Annotated in this window: 13 protein-coding genes; 9 read left to right on the top strand and 4 right to left on the bottom strand. The window is 61.2% G+C overall.

Features of this window, described 5'->3' with window-relative positions:
* Positions 1-16: 16 nt before the first annotated feature.
* Together JOE39_RS19380 and JOE39_RS19375 are read right to left on the bottom strand one after the other, a co-directional pair.
* On the bottom strand, positions 17-1300 hold the full coding sequence (locus tag JOE39_RS19380) for a membrane protein (RefSeq protein WP_029572711.1): 1284 nt from the start codon (positions 1298-1300) through the stop codon (positions 17-19).
* A 376-nt stretch (positions 1301-1676) separates the two neighbouring features.
* Positions 1677-3296 (bottom strand): glucan biosynthesis protein D, encoded by a 1620-nt coding sequence (locus JOE39_RS19375; protein ID WP_003316030.1) that lies wholly within the window; start codon positions 3294-3296, stop codon positions 1677-1679.
* Positions 3297-3824: 528 nt separating this feature from the next.
* Here JOE39_RS19375 and JOE39_RS19370 point away from each other — a divergent pair.
* The 5 genes from JOE39_RS19370 to cfaB all read left to right on the top strand — a co-directional run bounded on the left by JOE39_RS19370 (position 3825) and on the right by cfaB (position 11273).
* The gene (locus JOE39_RS19370) at positions 3825-5771 is read left to right on the top strand and encodes a protease modulator HflK (RefSeq protein ID WP_057444961.1); all 1947 of its coding nucleotides are present in this window, start codon (positions 3825-3827) and stop codon (positions 5769-5771) included.
* An 11-nt stretch (positions 5772-5782) separates the two neighbouring features.
* Complete coding sequence (locus JOE39_RS19365) at positions 5783-6820, top strand: protease modulator HflC (protein ID WP_011269416.1); 1038 nt, start codon at positions 5783-5785, stop codon at positions 6818-6820.
* A complete protein-coding gene (locus JOE39_RS19360; protein ID WP_024649891.1) occupies positions 6817-7887 on the top strand; it encodes a protease modulator HflK in 1071 nt (356 codons plus the stop codon). Before JOE39_RS19365 ends, JOE39_RS19360 begins: the two co-directional genes overlap by 4 nt.
* A complete protein-coding gene (locus JOE39_RS19355) occupies positions 7884-9848 on the top strand; it encodes a heavy metal translocating P-type ATPase (RefSeq protein WP_210078434.1) in 1965 nt (654 codons plus the stop codon). Before JOE39_RS19360 ends, JOE39_RS19355 begins: the two co-directional genes overlap by 4 nt.
* A 237-nt stretch (positions 9849-10085) precedes the next feature.
* Positions 10086-11273 (top strand): C17 cyclopropane fatty acid synthase CfaB, encoded by a 1188-nt coding sequence (gene cfaB, locus JOE39_RS19350; protein ID WP_210078436.1) that lies wholly within the window; start codon positions 10086-10088, stop codon positions 11271-11273.
* Between the two features lie 46 nt (positions 11274-11319).
* On the opposite strand, the gene cls is transcribed toward cfaB, so the two are convergent.
* A complete protein-coding gene (gene cls, locus JOE39_RS19345; RefSeq protein WP_210078439.1) occupies positions 11320-12759 on the bottom strand; it encodes a cardiolipin synthase in 1440 nt (479 codons plus the stop codon).
* 169 nt (positions 12760-12928) lie between these two features.
* Between cls and JOE39_RS19340 the strand changes: the two genes are divergently transcribed.
* Positions 12929-13450, top strand: coding sequence for a DUF3617 domain-containing protein (locus JOE39_RS19340; protein ID WP_003316040.1), 522 nt, complete (start codon positions 12929-12931; stop codon positions 13448-13450).
* Between the two features lie 200 nt (positions 13451-13650).
* The gene (locus JOE39_RS19335) at positions 13651-14877 is read left to right on the top strand and encodes an N-acetylmuramoyl-L-alanine amidase (RefSeq protein WP_003340262.1); all 1227 of its coding nucleotides are present in this window, start codon (positions 13651-13653) and stop codon (positions 14875-14877) included.
* Between the two features lie 5 nt (positions 14878-14882).
* Here JOE39_RS19335 and JOE39_RS19330 read toward each other — a convergent pair whose 3' ends face one another.
* Positions 14883-15266 (bottom strand): hypothetical protein, encoded by a 384-nt coding sequence (locus JOE39_RS19330; RefSeq protein WP_024649894.1) that lies wholly within the window; start codon positions 15264-15266, stop codon positions 14883-14885.
* A 140-nt stretch (positions 15267-15406) separates the two neighbouring features.
* On the opposite strand from JOE39_RS19330, the gene zigA reads away from it, so the two are divergent.
* Both zigA and JOE39_RS19320 read left to right on the top strand, forming a co-directional pair.
* The gene (gene zigA / locus JOE39_RS19325) at positions 15407-16615 is read left to right on the top strand and encodes a zinc metallochaperone GTPase ZigA (RefSeq protein ID WP_004403269.1); all 1209 of its coding nucleotides are present in this window, start codon (positions 15407-15409) and stop codon (positions 16613-16615) included.
* Entirely contained in the window at positions 16615-17265 is a 651-nt protein-coding gene (locus JOE39_RS19320) for a DUF1826 domain-containing protein (protein WP_210078441.1), read from the top strand. Before zigA ends, JOE39_RS19320 begins: the two co-directional genes overlap by 1 nt.

Genomic DNA, 17265 nt, shown 5'->3' with positions numbered 1-17265 from the left:
GATGATGGGGTGGCGGTCAGCGTGCAGTCGACGACAGTCCGGGCGCATGGCTCGCAGACGGTTCTCTGCCGGCAATCACATGACCAATGGCCAGGCCGATGAACAGGTTGGCAACAGCGACCTCGAACATGTCGGTGGTCCAGCTGATCAGACACCAGCAGAAGCTGATTGCCAGCAGCATATGGCCGACACGGGTCTGATCATCGATCAGTCGGAACAACAGCGGAATCTGCAGCGTATACAGCAGCAAGCCGAGCACGCCCAGCATTGCCCAGAGGTACAGGGCGGAGCTGTCCATACCGAGAAAGACTCCGGCACCGTCCACCGGAAACAGCCCCATCGTGCTGCCGACCATGCCGAAGCCTGCGCCGCTGATCATCCAGCCTTCGCGACTCATCGCATTGATCAGGCCGGGCCAGGTGTTGATCATGCGGTCATACAGCGAGGCCAGAGAGCCGCCGCTGCTAACCGTGTAGGCATCAGGACTCACGATCAGCCCAAGCGCCGGCAACAGCAGACCGATGCCCACCACCACGGTGCACACTGTCCTGCAGGTCCAGCTCATCCGCCGCAACAACAGCAGCACGATGGTCAGCGCGAAGGCCGCGGCTGGCGCTTTGCTGGTGGTCAGCACGATGGCGTAAAGCGCCACCGCACTCAGCAATAACATCATCAGGCGCGAGCGCAGGAACATGATCAGGTACAGCGTGTAGAAGGCGATCATGATCGACAGCACGTTGGACACCCTGGCGAAACCGGCAATGCGATCCACCTCGTCCGCACTCCATGAGGTATTGGCGCTCAACTGGGTTTCACCGACGCTGTAGCTGTAGCCCTTCCACGGCACGGAGGTGAGCTTGTCCAGAGCAATCCCCAGCAGCGAAGCCAGCAGGCAGAAGCCAATGGCGCGGTACAACAGCTTGCGGCGATACAGCAGGTGCCGGCCACATACCAGGCCGAACACCAGAGGGCTCAGCGCGAACAGGCTGAACGCCAGGTTGTGCACGCTGGCGCGATGCAGCATGGCCAGCAGCCCGGAAAGCAGCCACAGAATCATGAATGTCCAGAACAGCCTTCCTGCCCTGAAGGTGCGCAGTTCGAGCGCAAACAGCAGAATGCAGGCGGCTTTGGGCAGATAGAGCAGGGGACTGAGACCTGCCTGATCGAAGTAGAAGCGCAAGGCTCCGGAAAAGGTCTCGACCAGCATCAGGCTGATGGCGACCCACACCACCACCGTGGACTTGTCAAAGGACATTAACGACGACCTGGCGTCGACGCCGTTCGCAGTATTCAACGCCATGCTGGCTGCCTTGTGAAATACGTCAGGGGAATTGCGCGGACAAAGCTACCGCCCGACGATCACGGGAACGTGTCGACACAGGCAGGCTTTGGGAGATGGGGGTCTGGAGCGGACGCTCGCAACGGCATGACAACAGGTATATCAGTCGCAGTTGGGGCACCTGTCAATTAATTAGTCAGGATTAATGGTTATGCGCTGCACGACCCGTGCCCGGGACAGGACGCGGAGCATCCAGGACGGCGTGCCCACGCTGGAGCATGGGCACGATAGTGTTCCTGAGAACCCCTGTCGTTCCTCACGCTCCAGCCCAGACACTTATCGTTCCTCACGCTCGTGGGAATGCCCTTCCTGACGCTCTGCGTCACCCATCTGCGGACTACGGGTATTTACGTTTGTCCGGTGCAGGCGGGAAGTACTGATAGAGCCAGGTCTCGCTCAGCGTACGGTCGCCAGTGCGGATGAACATGCGCATTTCAACCGGCTCGACCGAGTCGCTGTCCGGTACCCAGTCGAAGGTGACGCGGTAGCCCTTGATGTCCGGCAGCACGAGGATGTTGAAGTCCTGCACCTTGCCATGAGTGACCGTGACGATGGGTTCGATTCCGGTGCCTTCCGGCAGGCGATCCAGACCGCCGCCGTTGAAGTCCACCGCGAAGCGGCGTGCCCAGGTTGTCGGGTAGTGCTCGCCCGGTGCCCAGCCTTCGAGGAAACCGCCCATGCCTGAACGCGTCGCGTGGACCTGCGCCAGCGGCGTGCTCACCGGTGGCAGCGGGCTCCAGAACAGCTTGTAGCCGAAGTTCATCGAATCCCCGGCCTTGACCGGCGTCTTCGGTGTCCAGAACACCACGATGTTGTCCATCGTCTCGCCGGTGGTCGGCAGTTCCAGCAGGCTGACCTCGCCTTCGCCCCACGCCGTGATCGGCTCGACCCACAGGCTTGGACGGCGGCTGTACCAGACGACCGTGTCCTGATAGCTGGAGAATTCATGATCGCTCTGTACCAGCCCGAAACCTTTCGGATCGGTGTCGGAGAACGCACTGAATTGTGGTTTGGCCGGGTTGTTCAGCGGACGGCAGATCCACTCACCGTTGCCACGCCACATCGACAGGCGATCCGAGTCGTGGATTTGCGGGTGGATGGTGTCGCACATGCGGCGTTCGTGAGTGCCGCAGCTGAACATGCTGGTCATCGGTGAAATGCCCAGCTGCTGGATATCGGTACGCGCATTGACGTGCGCGTCGATTTCCATGACCACCTGGCCAGCCTGACAGTCGATGTCGAAGCGGTAGGCACCGGTCGCGCTCGGCGAATCGAGCAGTGCGTAAACCACGAAGCGCGTCGCGTTCTTGTCCGGTGTTTCAAACCAGAACTTGGTGAAGTCCGGGAATTCTTCCTGACGCTTGGCGTAACTGTCGATGGCCAGGCCGCGGGCCGAGAGGCCGTATTGCTTGTTGCTGTCCACGGCGCGGAAGTAGCTGGCGCCGAGGAACGAAACGACGTCATTGATGGCGATTTCAGGCGCCTTGAACAGCTTGAAACCGGCAAAGCCCAGGTCGCCCTTGACCTGGTTCTTGTCGATGCCGCTGTTCTCGTAGTTGAACAGGTCATGGCGGAAGTGCACTTCGCGCGCCTGCTTGCTCTGCGGATCGACGCTGTACATGCGCACGGGCGTCTTGAAGCCCATGCCGACGTGGAAGAAATGCACGTCGAGCTGGCCGTGGACGTCTTTCCACAGTGAGTGATTCGGGTCGTAGCGGATGGCATTGAATTGCTGCGGCGTCATGTTCGCAAGTACCGGTGGCAGCACCTGCTTGTTGCTCACATACCCTTTGCTCGCAAGCTTCTTGGCATGCGCCTGCAACTCTGCAAAATCGAAGTGTTCGATCTCGCCATCGGCTGCGGCGGCCAGTGCCCGCGCAGCAAAAAGCCCTGAGGCCGATACGCTGCCGTAGGCGGCCAACGCCATGGACGCTTTCAGGAGATTTCTGCGATTCATAAAGGTGAAGCCTCTGAGTAATTCTGTGCGTCCTGCACAAAAAATGGCGCGCCAACGACTCCTTGCCGAACGCAAACTACCCACAACAGATAACAAAGACGAGATACGGTTCGGAAATCGGCCAAAAAAAAACGCCGATCATGGGTAATGAATCCGGCGTATTGACGGCTATGACGCTGTTTTTTTCCTCGCTTTAGACTAATCGATTAAGCGCATCGCCGCTTGGCGCAAGGCTTTCAGACGATCGGGGCAAGAAGCGCGGATCAACTCGATGCCTTCGGCCGACGCTAAAAACTTTTTTGCCAAGCAATATTCAGCAATCATTTTGCTGATGCACGGACTCGCCACCTGCACAACTTCCGGTCGATTTTCCCGTTGGGCAGCGCCGCTATCGCACATTCGTTCAGCTAATAGTCCTGACGAAAGTTTCACTCCGCGTGTTATATCGTAACGCTATGATTCACTGGCATTCAGATGCCAATGCAGGGCTCTCCAAAGGGCGATAAATAAGCGGGTGCCGGGGTAGTGATGCGGGTTGATTTGGATGAGCACGAAGGCCTTGAAGGCCTGCCGCGTTTTCAAATGGCGGTGCAACAGGTTCGGCGTCTGGGACGATTGATGTATGTGACCGGTGGGGCAGGGGCGTTCGGGCTGCTGCTGGCGTTGTCCATCGATCTGTTTTCCCCTGGCTCTTTGTGGATGGCGGTGCTGTGCAACGCCTCGGCGGCGTTGTTTCTGCTCACAGCGGGCTTGCAGTCGGCGCGGCATGTCGCGCTGTGGCGGGCTCGCGCGCTGCGTTTGCCGGATGCAGATACGCTCGACGAAAACCTCTCTGCTGGCGACGAGAGCGGTTGGTACGAGCGCCTGCTTGAACGGCTGAGTGACTCCGGCAAATCGCTGGTCAGGCACGTGGGCAGCTCGGCCCTGTGGCTTGCCGGTTGGGCGGTGCTGGCGTTGATCGTCGTTCGCGCCTTCTGGAACCTGGCGCTGTCCGGCGCCGACCTCTCCACCGCCGGTAGCCTGGCCGGCAGCGTTATGCTGCTGTTGGCGTTCGGGCTGCTGGTCATCGAGCGACAGTTGAGCAGCGAGTCCGACAGTCAGTCGCCGGAGGCCGGAGCGCTGGCGCAACTGGTGCGCATGACGCTCATCGTTCTGCTGATTGGCGCGCTGTGCCTGTTCTTCTCCAGTGCAGAGCGTGTCTGGCCTGCGCGGCTGGCGGTGTTGATCGGCCTGCTGCCGCTTGGCGTGGCGCTGGAGTTCCTGCTGCGCGCTGTGCTGTCGGTGTTCAGCCCGCGCAACCCACGTAGCGAACCGCGCCTGCTGGCCGCCAGTTTCATCGCTGACCTGTTGCGCTGGCCGCCGCGCCCGCTGCTCGCCCTGCAGCACGAACTGCACAACCGTTTCGGCATCGATCTGCGCCAGATCTGGGCCTTTACCTACATGCGTCGCGCCTTTTTGCCGGTGCTGGCGGTGGTCGCAGCGCTGGGCTGGGTGCTGAGCGGCGTGCATGAAATCCCCATGCAGGGGCGGGGCATTTATGAGCGCTTCGGCAAGCCGGTCGATGTATTCGGTCCCGGTCTGCATGTGGGTTTGCCTTGGCCGTTCGGGCGCGTGCTGGCGGTTGAAAACGGCGTGGTTCATGAGCTGGCGACCAGCGTTTCTGCCGCCGACACCTTCGAGCAGACGCTGGACCCGGCCGAAGGCCCGCCACCGGGCAGCGCCAACCGTCTGTGGGATGCCAGCCATATCAACGAAAAATCCCAGGTCATTGCCAGCAGCGCCGGCGACAAGCAGAGCTTTCAGATCGTCAACATGGATGTGCGATTCGTCTACCGCATTGGTCTGACGGATGCCGCAGCCATGGCGTCGACCTATAACAGCGCTGACATTCCGGCCTTGATTCGCAGCACGGCCAGCCGGGTACTGGTGCATGATTTTGCTTCGCGCACGCTGGATGAACTGCTCGGCGAACAGCGTAGCGAGCTGGCCGATGACATCGGCAAGGCCGTGCAGGCCGACTTGCAGCGTCTGGACAGCGGCGTCGAATTGCTCGCCACGGTGGTTGAAGCCATCCACCCGCCCGCCGGTGCTGCCAACGCCTATCATGCTGTTCAGGCTGCGCAGATCGGTGCACAGGCGCTGATCTCCCGCGAACGCGGCGCGGCCAGCGACAAGGCCAATCAGGCGCAGCTCAATGCCAGCGTGGCGCGTGATCAGGCCAGTGCCGCCGCCCGCGAGATTCTGGCCGGCGCACAGGGTGCAGACCTGCGCTTCAGTGCTGAACGTCAGGCCTATGCCAAGGCAGGCCAGGCGTTTTTGCTGGAGCAATACCTGGCCCAACTGACCGAGGGCCTGGGCAATGCGAAGTTGCTGATACTGGATCATCGTCTGGGCGGCGACAGTGCGCCGACCATCGACCTGCGTACCTTCACCCCACCGGCAGACCCAACGGCGCCGCGTAAAGCCGTTCAGTAAGGAGTCGTCCCTTGAGTCTGTTCCATCATCATCACGATCACGCCGACCACGATAGCCATGACAGTCACGGCCATGGCGGCCACGGTCATCACCACCATCATCATGGCGCGAGCGGCCCGGCAGCGTTCCCCTGGCGGCGGGCAAGCCTGGCTGCGCTGCTGATCGCGTTTGCGATTGCAGCAGCGAGCCTGGTGCAGGTGCGTTCGGGCGAGGCGACTGTCGTCACGCGCTTCGGCAACCCGTCCCGGGTCCTGCTGGAGCCGGGCCTCAACTGGCGCTGGCCGGCACCGTTCGAGGCGACCATCCCGGTGGACCTGCGCCTGCGCACCACCTCCAGCGGTCTGCAGGACGTCGGTACCCGCGATGGCTTGCGCATCATCGTTCAGGCCTACGTGGCGTGGCAGGTGCAGGGCGACGCCGACAACGTGCAGCGCTTCATGCGCGCAGTACAGAACCAGCCCGACGAAGCGGCGCGGCAGATCCGCACTTTTGTCGGCTCGGCGCTGGAAACCACGGCGAGCAGTTTCGACCTCTCCAGCCTGGTGAATACCGACGCCAGCAAGGTGAATATCACCGCCTTCGAAAATCAGCTGCGCCAGCAGATCGATCAGCAACTGCTGGCGACTTACGGGGTGCGTGTCTTGCAGGTCGGCGTTGAACGACTGACCCTGCCGTCGGTGACGCTCAACGCTACCGTGGACCGCATGCGCGCCGAGCGCGAGACCATCGCCACCGAGCGCACCGCCGTGGGCAAGCGAGAGGCGGCGCAGATTCGTTCGGCCGCCGAGCGCGACGCACGGATTGTCGAAGCCGATGCCACGGTCAAGGCGGCCGATATCGAAGCACAGTCGCGGGTTGAAGCCGCGCAGATCTATGGCCGTGCCTATGCGGGCTCGCCGCAGCTCTACAACCTGCTGCGCTCGCTGGACACGCTGGGCACCATCGTAACGCCCGGCACGCGTCTGATACTGCGTACCGACGCCGCGCCGTTCCGCGTGCTGGTGGACGGCCCGCCGACGCTGGATGGCAAGAGCGGAACGCAGCCATGAGCCAGCCGGTCGACGAAGCCGTGGCGCAGCGCCCGCCGGTGAACAGCCCCTGGTTGCAGGCGAGTCGTCTGGCGTTTATTGGGCTGTATGGCGTGACACTGCTCGCCGCGCTGGCCTGGGCGACGTCCAACATACGCCAGATCGATCCACAGAACCGCGCGGTGGTCATGCACTTCGGCGCGATCGAACGGGTTCAGAACGCAGGATTGCTGGTCGCCTGGCCGCAGCCGTTCGAACAGGTGGTGCTGCTGCCTTCGGCTGATCGGGTGATCGAGCGGCGCGTGGAAACCCTGCTGCGTTCGCCTGCCGCGTTGAAGGCCGATGAAATCGCGACCCTGTCGGCACCCATGAGTGATGCACTGGCAGGCTCCGGTTTTCTGCTGACTGGCGATGCCGGTGTGGTGCAACTGGACGTCACGGTGTTTTACAAAGTGACTGACCCCACTGCCTTCGTGTTGCAAGGCGAGCATGTATTGCCCGCGCTGGACCGACTGGTCAATCGCAGCGCTGTGGCGCTGACGGCAGCGCGGGACCTGGACACCATTCTGGTTGCCCGTCCCGAGCTGATCGGTGCTGACAGCCAGGCTGCCGAGCGCCGTGAGCGGCTGCGTGGCGATCTGGTGCGCGGCATCAATCAGCGTCTGGCCGAGCTCAAGGCGACCGGCATGGGCATCGGTGTCGAGGTCGCTCGGGTGGATGTGCAGTCGAGCCTGCCGACCTCCGCAGTCAATGCGTTCAATGCCGTGCTGACGGCGAGTCAACAGGCCGATCAGGCCGTGGCCAATGCACGCACTGATGCCGAAAAGCTGACCCAGACCGCCAATCAACAGGCCGACCGAACCCTGCAAGTGGCGCACGCACAGGCGTCCGAGCGTCTGGCCAAGGCGCAGGCGGCCACTGCAACGGTCGTCAGCCTGACGCAATCAGCCGAAACCCGCAGCGACCCCGGCCTGATGCAACGCCTCTACCGTGAACGCGTACCGGCCATTCTGCATCAGGCAGGTTCGGTGACCACGGTCGACCCCAAAGACGATTCCCGCCTGATCATTCAGGGAGCACCACAATGAGTGGCGAAGCCGTTCACACCCACGATGCCGACCAGCCGCAAGCGCCTGGCAGTTTGCTGAGCAGCTCAGAACAGCGCAGTGCCGCCCGGCAACTGACCCTTGCGATGCTGGCCTTGGGCTTGCTGGGATTGGGACTGGTCTGGCGTTTTTTCGCCCCGGAGCAGGAAGGTGTCAGCCAGTTGCTCTTGGGCGCTGCATCACTGTTGGTGGCGATACCTGTGATCAGCGCCGGCTGGCACAGCTTGCGGCATCCGAGCCTGCACGGCATCACCGACCAGTTGATCGCGCTGGCGATGCTCGGTGCCTGGGCCACCGGTGACCTGATGACCGCCGCCTTGCTGCCGATCATCATGATCTTCGGCCATGTGCTGGAAGAGCGCAGTGTGATCGGCTCGCAAGAGGCCATCGAAGCGCTGGGACGCCTGACCCGCAGCCAGGCGCGTTTGCTGGGCGCCGACGGCAGCGTGCGCGAGGTCGACAATGCGACGCTCAAAGCCGGCGATCAGGTGGAAGTGCGAGCGGGCGACCGCGTTCCGGCGGACGGTCGGGTGCTGTCCGGGCAAGCCAGTCTGGATACGTCGTCGATCACCGGCGAATCTGTCCCGCTGGAAGCCATTGTCGGGGTCGAGGTGTTCGGTGGCGCCATCAATCTGGACGGCCTGCTGCGCATTGAAGTGACCCGCATCGGCGATCAGTCCACGCTGGGCAAGGTCATCGCGCTGATGCAGAGCGCAGAGCGTTCCAAGCCGCCTATCACCCGTCTGCTGGAGCGTTATGCAGGCAGTTACATGGTGCTGGTCTTGCTGATCGCGGCGCTGACCTGGTTTATCACTCAGGATGCCCAGGCGATGCTGGCGGTGCTGGTTGCGGCCTGTCCCTGCGCGCTGGTGCTTTCGGCACCCGCCACTGCCATTGCTGGTATTGCGGTTGCGGCACGGCACGGAATTCTGATCCGCAGTTCGGCGTTTCTTGAAGAACTGGCTGACCTCAACTCACTGGTTGTGGACAAGACTGGCACCCTGACCTACGGTCGTCTGCGCCTGCAGTCTGTGCAGGCTGACGGTCCACAGCATCCGCAATTGCTGGAGCTGGCCGCGAGCCTCGGGTCGGCCAGCAGCCACCCGGTGAGCCGGGCGTTGGCCGGGCTGGTGGACAACGCCCGACTGTTGCCGCTGACCGATACCCGCGAGCGCCAGGGCCTGGGTGTCGTGGCGTCGACGGAGCAGGGCGATGCGGCATTGGGCCGCCCGGAGTTATTCGCACAGATGGGCATCGTCACGCCTGCCGTCCCTGCACATGACGGCCCGCTGGCCGGGCTGTCGCTGGACGGTGTTTTTCTCGCCTGGCTGTTGTTGGCCGACAGCGTCAAACCCGAAGCCCAGGCGGCACTGTTTGAGTTACGCGGGCTGGGCCTGGGCCGGCAATTGTTGTTGACCGGTGATCGGCAGAGCGTGGCCGACAACCTGGCGCACGATATCGGCATCGCTGACGTGCAGGCGCAGGCGCTGCCTGAGGACAAACTCAACCGCGTCATGGGCGAGATTGCCAGCGGGTTCCGGCCGATGGTGGTGGGCGACGGGGTCAACGATTCGCTGGCCTTGAAGGCGGGCGTGGTCGGCGTGGCGATGGGCGCGGGTGGGGCGGATATCGCGCTGGCGTCCGCCGACATCGTGCTGATCGGCAGCGACCTGCGCCGCCTCGGCACCTGCGTGCGACTCAGCCGCCAGTGTCGTCAGACCCTGCAGGTCAACGTCATCATCGGGCTGGGCTGGACGCTGGCGATCGTGGCACTGGCCGCCTTTGGTCTGCTTGGTGCTGCGGGTGCGATGGTCGCAGCTATCCTGCACAATCTAAGCACCCTGTTGGTATTGGGCAACGCCGGACGTTTGCTGCGCTTTCAGGAGCCATTGCTCAAGCTTGAGGACGCGGGTGTGCAGCATCAGGGCTCACGCCTGCGCTGATGATCAGCGCGGTAAACGGCTTGAGCTTTGACTAGTTCTGTTACAGATTAAGCGCTATGTTTCATTGCGTGATCCAAATTCAGGCTGACTCTCGGCTCGAATCAGAGGGCACAAGGCTGTTCCCCCGCAGTTGATTCATAGCAGTTTTGCCGTCGCCAATGCCTTTTCGGGCCCTTTTGCGGGGCCCTTGCTGGATTACTCTTTTTTTGAGTTTCTGGATAAGGGGGTGATTTTGAAATGCTTACACAACTTCCAACGGCCCTGCAGAATCTCCATCTGCCGTTGCGGCTAAAGCTCTGGGACGGTCATCAGATGGACCTCGGGCCTTCGCCCAGCGTCACGATAGTCGTCAAGGATCCGCAACTGGTCTCCGACTTCAGCCACCCCAGCCTGGGCCTGCTCGGCAGCGCGTTCGTGGAGGGACGGCTGGAGCTGGAGGGTTCAATCAGCGAAGTGGTCCGGGTCTGCGATGAACTGACCCACGCGCTGGTGGACGATGACGACAGCGCAGGCAATCCGATCCGGGTCGAGCATGACAAAGACACTGATGCGGCCTCGATTGCCTATCACTACGATGTTTCCAACGACTTCTACCAGCTCTGGCTCGACAGGGAGATGGTCTACTCCTGCGCGTATTTCAAGGCCGGCGACGAATCGCTGGAGCAGGCGCAGCAGGATAAATTCCACCACCTGTGCCGCAAGCTGCGGCTCCAGCGCTGTGAGTACCTGTTGGACGTCGGCTGCGGCTGGGGCGGGCTGGCGCGTTTTGCTGCTCGCGAATACGGCGTGAAGGTCTTCGGTATCACCCTGAGCCAGCAACAATTGGCGCTGGCTCGCGAGCGGGTTCAAGCCGAAGGTCTGCAGGACAAGGTCGACCTGCAACTGCTCGATTACCGTGACCTGCCGCAGGATGCGCGCTTCGACAAGGTGGTCAGTGTCGGCATGTTCGAGCACGTCGGGCATGCCAACCTGCCGTTGTATGCGCAACGTCTGTTCGGTGCGGTGAAGGAGGGCGGCTTGGTGATGAATCACGGCATCACCGCCCGGCATACCGACGGTCGTCCTGTCGGGCGTGGTGCCGGCGAGTTCATCGATCGCTATGTTTTCCCCAATGGCGAGCTGCCGCACCTGGCCATGATCAGCGCCCAGATCAGCGAAGCCGGGCTTGAAGTGGTCGACGTCGAAAGCCTGCGCCCGCACTATGCGAAAACCCTCGAGCACTGGAGCGCTCGACTGGAAGCCCGGCTCGACGAAGCCGCGCGCATCGTGCCCGAACAGACCCTGCGCATCTGGCGGCTGTACCTCGCAGGCTGTGCCTATGGATTCACCAAAGGCTGGATCAACCTGCACCAGATACTCGCCGTAAAACCCTTCGCCGACGGCAAGACCGGGCTACCGCTGACGCGTGAGGATATTTATGGGTGACGTCCCGTTCGTCCTCTCAAGGCAAGCAGCGTAGCGCGCACAGGCCTCACAGAATCGGTGAAATCAGCCGCGCCACGCGCATACCCAGTTGATGCAGACGTCGCGTTTCGTGGCTTTCCTGCACGGAGATTTCGCGGGCGAGGTTGAAGTCGGCGGTGAGCATGGATTCCACCTGGCTGGAGAAGTCGCTGTCGACCGTTAGCAGCATCAATTCGAAGTTGAGGCGGAACGAGCGGTTGTCGAGGTTGGCGCTGCCGATTGCGGTAATCTCGTTGTCGACCAAGACGACCTTCTGATGCAGGAAGCCCGGTTCGTAGCGGAACACGCGCACTCCGGCACGCACAGCATCGAAGGCGTACAGACTTGAGGCGGCATACACCACGTAATGGTCGGGGCGCGACGGCAGCAGCAGGCGCACGTCCACGCCGCGCAACACTGCCAGGGTCAGCGCAGCGGTGACGGCTTCGTCAGGGATGAAGTAGGGGCTGGTGATCCATACGCGCTCTTCGGCAGCGTGGATGGCTTCCACGAAGAACAGCGAGCAGGTTTCCTGCGCATCAGCCGGGCCACTGGTCAGCAACTGGCAAAGCACACCGTCTTCGGGAAATTCATCAGGCAGGCTGAGCGGTGGTAGTTCGCGGGTGGCCCAGAACCAGTCCTCAGCGAACGACTCCTGCAAGCAGGCGACCACCGGGCCGATGACTTGCACATGAGTATCGCGCCATGGGGCCAGCGGCGGCTTCAGGCCCATGTATTCATCACCCACGTTATGACCGCCTATATAGCCTTTCAGGCCATCGACGACGACGATCTTGCGGTGGTTGCGGAAGTTGATCTGAAAGCGATTGAGCCAGCCGCCGCGTGTGGCGAAGGATTTTATCTGCACGCCACCGTCGCGCAGCTTATCGATATAGGCACCTGGCAGAGCGTGGCTGCCGATGCGGTCGTAAAGTACAAAGATCGCCACGCCTTCGGCGGCTTTTTCCAGCAGCAGCGATTGCAGCTCGCGCCCGAGTTTGTCGTCATGAATGATGAAGAACTGAATCAGGATGGTCTTTTTCGCTTCACGGATGGCCTGAAAAATGGCCCCGAAGGTTTCTTCGCCATTGATCAGCAACTTGACCTTGTTGTTGGCCAGCGCCGGCATGTTGCCCAGCTTGGGCATTGCACGCAGCGCCGCATACGCATCTGATCGACGCGCAGCCACAGCTTCTTCCATCCATGGGCGCCAGTTGAGGTCGCCGATCGCGATCCGCATTTCCTGGTTGGCCTGGCGGCGCGCCTTGATGTACGCGTCGAATGAGCTTCGGCCGAACACCAGATAAGGCAGCAAGGTGAAATAGGGAATGAACAGCAGCGGCATCGCCCAGGCAATGGCGCCTTGGGAAGTCCGCACCGTCAGCAATGCATGGATGGCGGCACCTGTACCAAGTAAATGAATGAAACCCAGGACGTAACCGAAAAAGTACGGGTCGTGATAATCCATGTGGAACAATGCTCCTCGCCTTTGCTGCCTAACAGACCACAGCTGAACAGGAATGTCGCTATTTAATTCCGGGTGCAACTGGGCGACATGTGTGCCGTCTAAGGTTTATCTTTTGGCTGGATTATTCCAGTCTCGTTTTCATCCGCAATGCCCGATCAGGAATCTTGAAATGAACAAACGCATGTTGGCTTGGATGTTTTGTCTGGCGGCTCCTTTGGCTCAGGCGCAGATGCTGCAACCGGGGTTGTGGGAGCTGACGTCCAGCAATATGAAAGTGGACGGACAACAGCTACCGGACATGCAGTTGATGCTGGGGCAGTTGCAAAACCTGCCGCCCGAGCAGCGCGCGATGATGGAACAGATGATGAAGAAGCAGGGCGTCACCCTGGGCGGCAAAGGTGTGAGGGCTTGCCTGACTCAGGCGCAAGTACAGTCGGACGACATTCCGCTGACTGACCCGGCATCCGGATGCACGCAAAAAATTACTGCGCGTAACGGCAAGACCTGGAATTTCCAGTTCAGCTGCCCGAAAGCCAAGGGCACCGGGCAGGCGCAGTTCCTGAGTGATCGTGAGTTCACCACCAATGTTGTGGGTACATTCAATGCTACCGGTCAGCAACAGAACGGCAGCATGGACACCCGTGCAGTGTGGCTGGGGCCACAATGTGGCAACGTCGCCCCGCGTACCTGATCAAATTCATGGAGTTATGTTCCACGTGGAACACGCTGCCTAGGGGTGATGATTTCTTGTCGCCTCTGGCAGCGTTTCAGATGACTTAATCTTCATGAAGGGCCTCATCTTTCGCTCGTAACTGCATGTTATATTGTTACTAATGATGTGGATGAACCCTTCGTGAGCCGGGATGCTCAATTTGCTCTTTGAGACGTTCCATGCACCGACGCCAAGTGTTGCTCAATATGCTGCTGGCCAGCGCGGCCCTGACGTTGCCGTTGGGTGCCTTCGCCACGCAGATCCGTAACGCCCGCCTTTGGCGTACCAACGACAAGCTGCGACTGGTCCTCGACCTGAGCGGCCCGGTGCAATACAAGACTTTCACCCTGACAGCCCCCGACCGCCTGATCATCGACGTCAGCGGTTCACGGCTGACCGGCGACTTCAGCCAGTTGGCGCTGGACCGTACCGTCATAAAATCGATTCGCTCCGGGCACTACGGCCAGGGCGACGACACACGCATCGTGCTGGACCTCACCGCACCGGTACAGCTCAACAGTTTCCTGCTTGGTCCGGAAGGCGGGCAGGGGCATCGGCTGGTGCTGGACATGAGTTCCACGGCCCATGCGCCTGTGCAGATGGCTGAGCTGCCGCCGCCGGTGCCTGTACCGATCCCGACCAGCAAGGCGCACACCGGGCGCGACATCATGGTGGTGGTCGATGCCGGTCATGGTGGCAAGGATCCTGGCGCCGTGGGTTCGCGGGGTGAGCGCGAAAAAGATGTGGTGCTGTCCATCGCTCAGTTGCTGGCCAGACGCTTGAAGCGCGAGAAAGGCTTCGACGTACGTCTGGTGCGCAACGATGACTTTTTCGTACCGCTGCGCAAGCGTGTCGAGTTCGCGCACAAGTCCAACGCCGACATGTTCATCTCCGTGCACGCCGATGCTGCGCCTCGTCTGACGGCCTCGGGTGCTTCGGTGTTCGCTCTTTCCGAAGGCGGTGCAACGTCGGCAACGGCGCGCTTCATGGCTCAGCGGGAAAACGGCGCGGACCTGCTGGGTGCCACATCGCTGCTCAATCTGAAGGACAAGGACCCGATGCTTGCCGGGGTGATTCTCGACATGTCGATGAACGCCACCATTGCGGCCAGTCTGCAACTGGGTCACACCGTCCTGGGCAGTCTGGAAGGCATCACCACGCTGCATCAGAAGCGTGTTGAACAGGCCGGGTTCGCCGTTCTCAAATCACCGGACGTGCCGTCGATTCTGGTCGAAACCGGTTTCATCTCCAACAGCCGCGATAGTCAGCGTCTGGTCACTGCGCGTCATCAACAGGCCGTTGCCGATGGCCTTTTCGATGGCCTGCAGCGCTATTTCCAGCGTAACCCGCCAGTGGATTCGCACATGGCCTGGCTGCAGGCGCAGAAGCAGGAACAGCCGGTCTGACCGGCTTAGCGGCAGCCGTTCAAGCGGCTGCAGGTGATCTTGCTGCGCGTACCGCTTGAGCTGGATACCCGAGTGATTGTCGTCCAGCCTACGCGCTGCACAGTGCCTGCCCAGGCTTCGCCGTCGGAAGCCAGCCCGGTAAAAAACGTCAACTGGCCATAGCGACTGTTGGTCTGCGCCCAGCGGCGCTTGTCGAGCACTTCGTATCCCTTCAACCAGGTTGTTGATCCGGCAGTGGCCACGCTGTAGCTATTGCCGTGCGCATCGTTGCACGCCAGCAGCGTCGCACTGCGCGTGCAGGTGGCGAGATCGGCGGAGGGTCTTGGTGGTGCAGCCATCAAATGCGCGCTGATCAGCAGCGCCATCAAGCCTGTTGAAACCCGTCTCATGAAGATCCCTTCAGCAAGGCCATAGCTATTTACGGTTGTTATACTATAACATCCCGTTGTGATTAGAGTTGGCTGCCAGAGGGATTCGTCGCAGCCGACATGAACAAGGTTCAAACCTTGCAGCTGCCTGGAGAATCCTGATGGCAAATCTTCTACCCGTTACCGTACTGTCCGGTTTTCTCGGCGCCGGAAAAAGCACTTTACTCAATTATGTGCTGCGCAACCGCGAAAACCTGCGGGTTGCGGTGATCGTCAATGACATGAGCGAGATCAACATCGACGGCAGCGAAGTTCAGCGTGATGTCAGCCTGAACCGTGCCGAAGAAAAGCTGATCGAGATGAGCAACGGCTGCATTTGCTGCACCCTGCGCGAGGATCTGCTCGAAGAGGTCAGCCGTCTGGCTCAGGACGGTCGTTTTGATTACTTATTGATCGAATCCACAGGAATCTCCGAGCCGTTGCCCGTGGCTGAAACCTTCACCTTCCGCGACGAGGCCGGCAAAAGCCTGATGGACCTGGCGCGCCTGGACACCATGGTCACCGTGGTCGACGGCGTGAACTTCCTGCTCGATTACGAGGCGGCAGACGGCTTGTCCACACGCGGTGAAACCATGGGTGAAGACGATGATCGCTCGATTACCGACCTGCTGATCGAGCAGATCGAGTTTGCCGACGTCATCCTGCTCAGCAAGATCGACCTGATCAGCTCCAGTGAGCGTGAAGAGCTGATGGCGATCCTCAAGCGCCTCAACCCGGAGGCCGAGATTGTGCCGATGGTGATGGGCCAGGTGCCGTTGGCGACGATTCTCAACACCGGGCGTTTTGACTTCCAGCGCGCTTCCCAGGCACCGGGCTGGCTCAAGGAAATGCGCGGCGAACACCTGCCGGAAACCGAAGAGTACGGCATTGCATCAACGGCCTATCGTGCTCGCCGACCGTTCCATCCGGAGCGCTTTTTCGATTTCATCAATCGTCCCTGGAGCAACGGCAAGCTGTTGCGCTCCAAAGGCTTCTTCTGGCTGGCCAGTAAATACAAGGATGCGGGCAGCTGGTCGCAGGCAGGCGGTTTGATGCGCCATGGTTTTGCCGGGCGCTGGTGGCGTTTCGTGAACCGCGACAGCTGGCCCGACGACAAGGAAAGTGTCAGTTCCATTCTGGAGAACTGGACAACTGAAACCGGCGACTGTCGGCAGGAGCTGGTGTTCATCGGCCAGAACATTGATTTTGCGCAGCTGACTGCCGAGCTGGACAACTGCCTGCTCACTGATGCGGAGATGGAGGCGGGCGCCGACCGCTGGCGTGCGCTGGCCGATCCGTTTGGCGATTGGCATGAAGAGGTGGCTGCCTGATGCTGGCTTATCGTTTTAAACCTGAAACCGCAATCCGACAGGCACAGGGCGATACGCCCGACGTGTTGGGCGATATTCTGCAGGATGGCGTCAACCTGGCGCTCTGGAAGCGTCAACTGCCTGCGCACATAGAAGACTTCGGTGCCTTGCTGCTGTCGATGGGTGAGCCTTTAGCCGAATCCATGACCCTGGAGGTGCAGGGCGGCGAGGTCGAGCCTGACCTGAGCGCGCTGGCAACGGGGTATTCCGACCTGCTGGGCTATCAGGGATTCATTGCCGACGTTTCCTGGGTGGTCGGCGCCTATGCCTGTCTGTTGGGTGCCGAATGCGTTGGCCTGCGCTTGCGGGTGCTCGACAAGGCCATGTGCCCGCGCTTCCATGTCGACCACGTGCCGGTGCGTCTTATCACCACTTACGGCGGGGTTGGCAGTCAATGGCTGCATGAAGGGGTGATGGACCGCAAACAACTGGGGCGTCTGGACGCTGAGCCGACGGATGCTGCCCATATCCAGCAGATCAACAGCGGTGACGTGGCGCTGCTCAAGGGCGAGCGCTGGCACGGTAATGAAGGTTTTGGCCTGATCCATCGCTCGCCGCAGCTGCTGCGCAATGAGCGCAGGTTGATTCTGACGCTGGACTGGCTGGCGTGA

This window comes from Pseudomonas sp. PvP100, from assembly GCF_017833055.1.
Lineage (GTDB): Bacteria > Pseudomonadota > Gammaproteobacteria > Pseudomonadales > Pseudomonadaceae > Aquipseudomonas > Aquipseudomonas syringae.
This window is presented reverse-complemented; position numbering and strand designations above follow the sequence as displayed.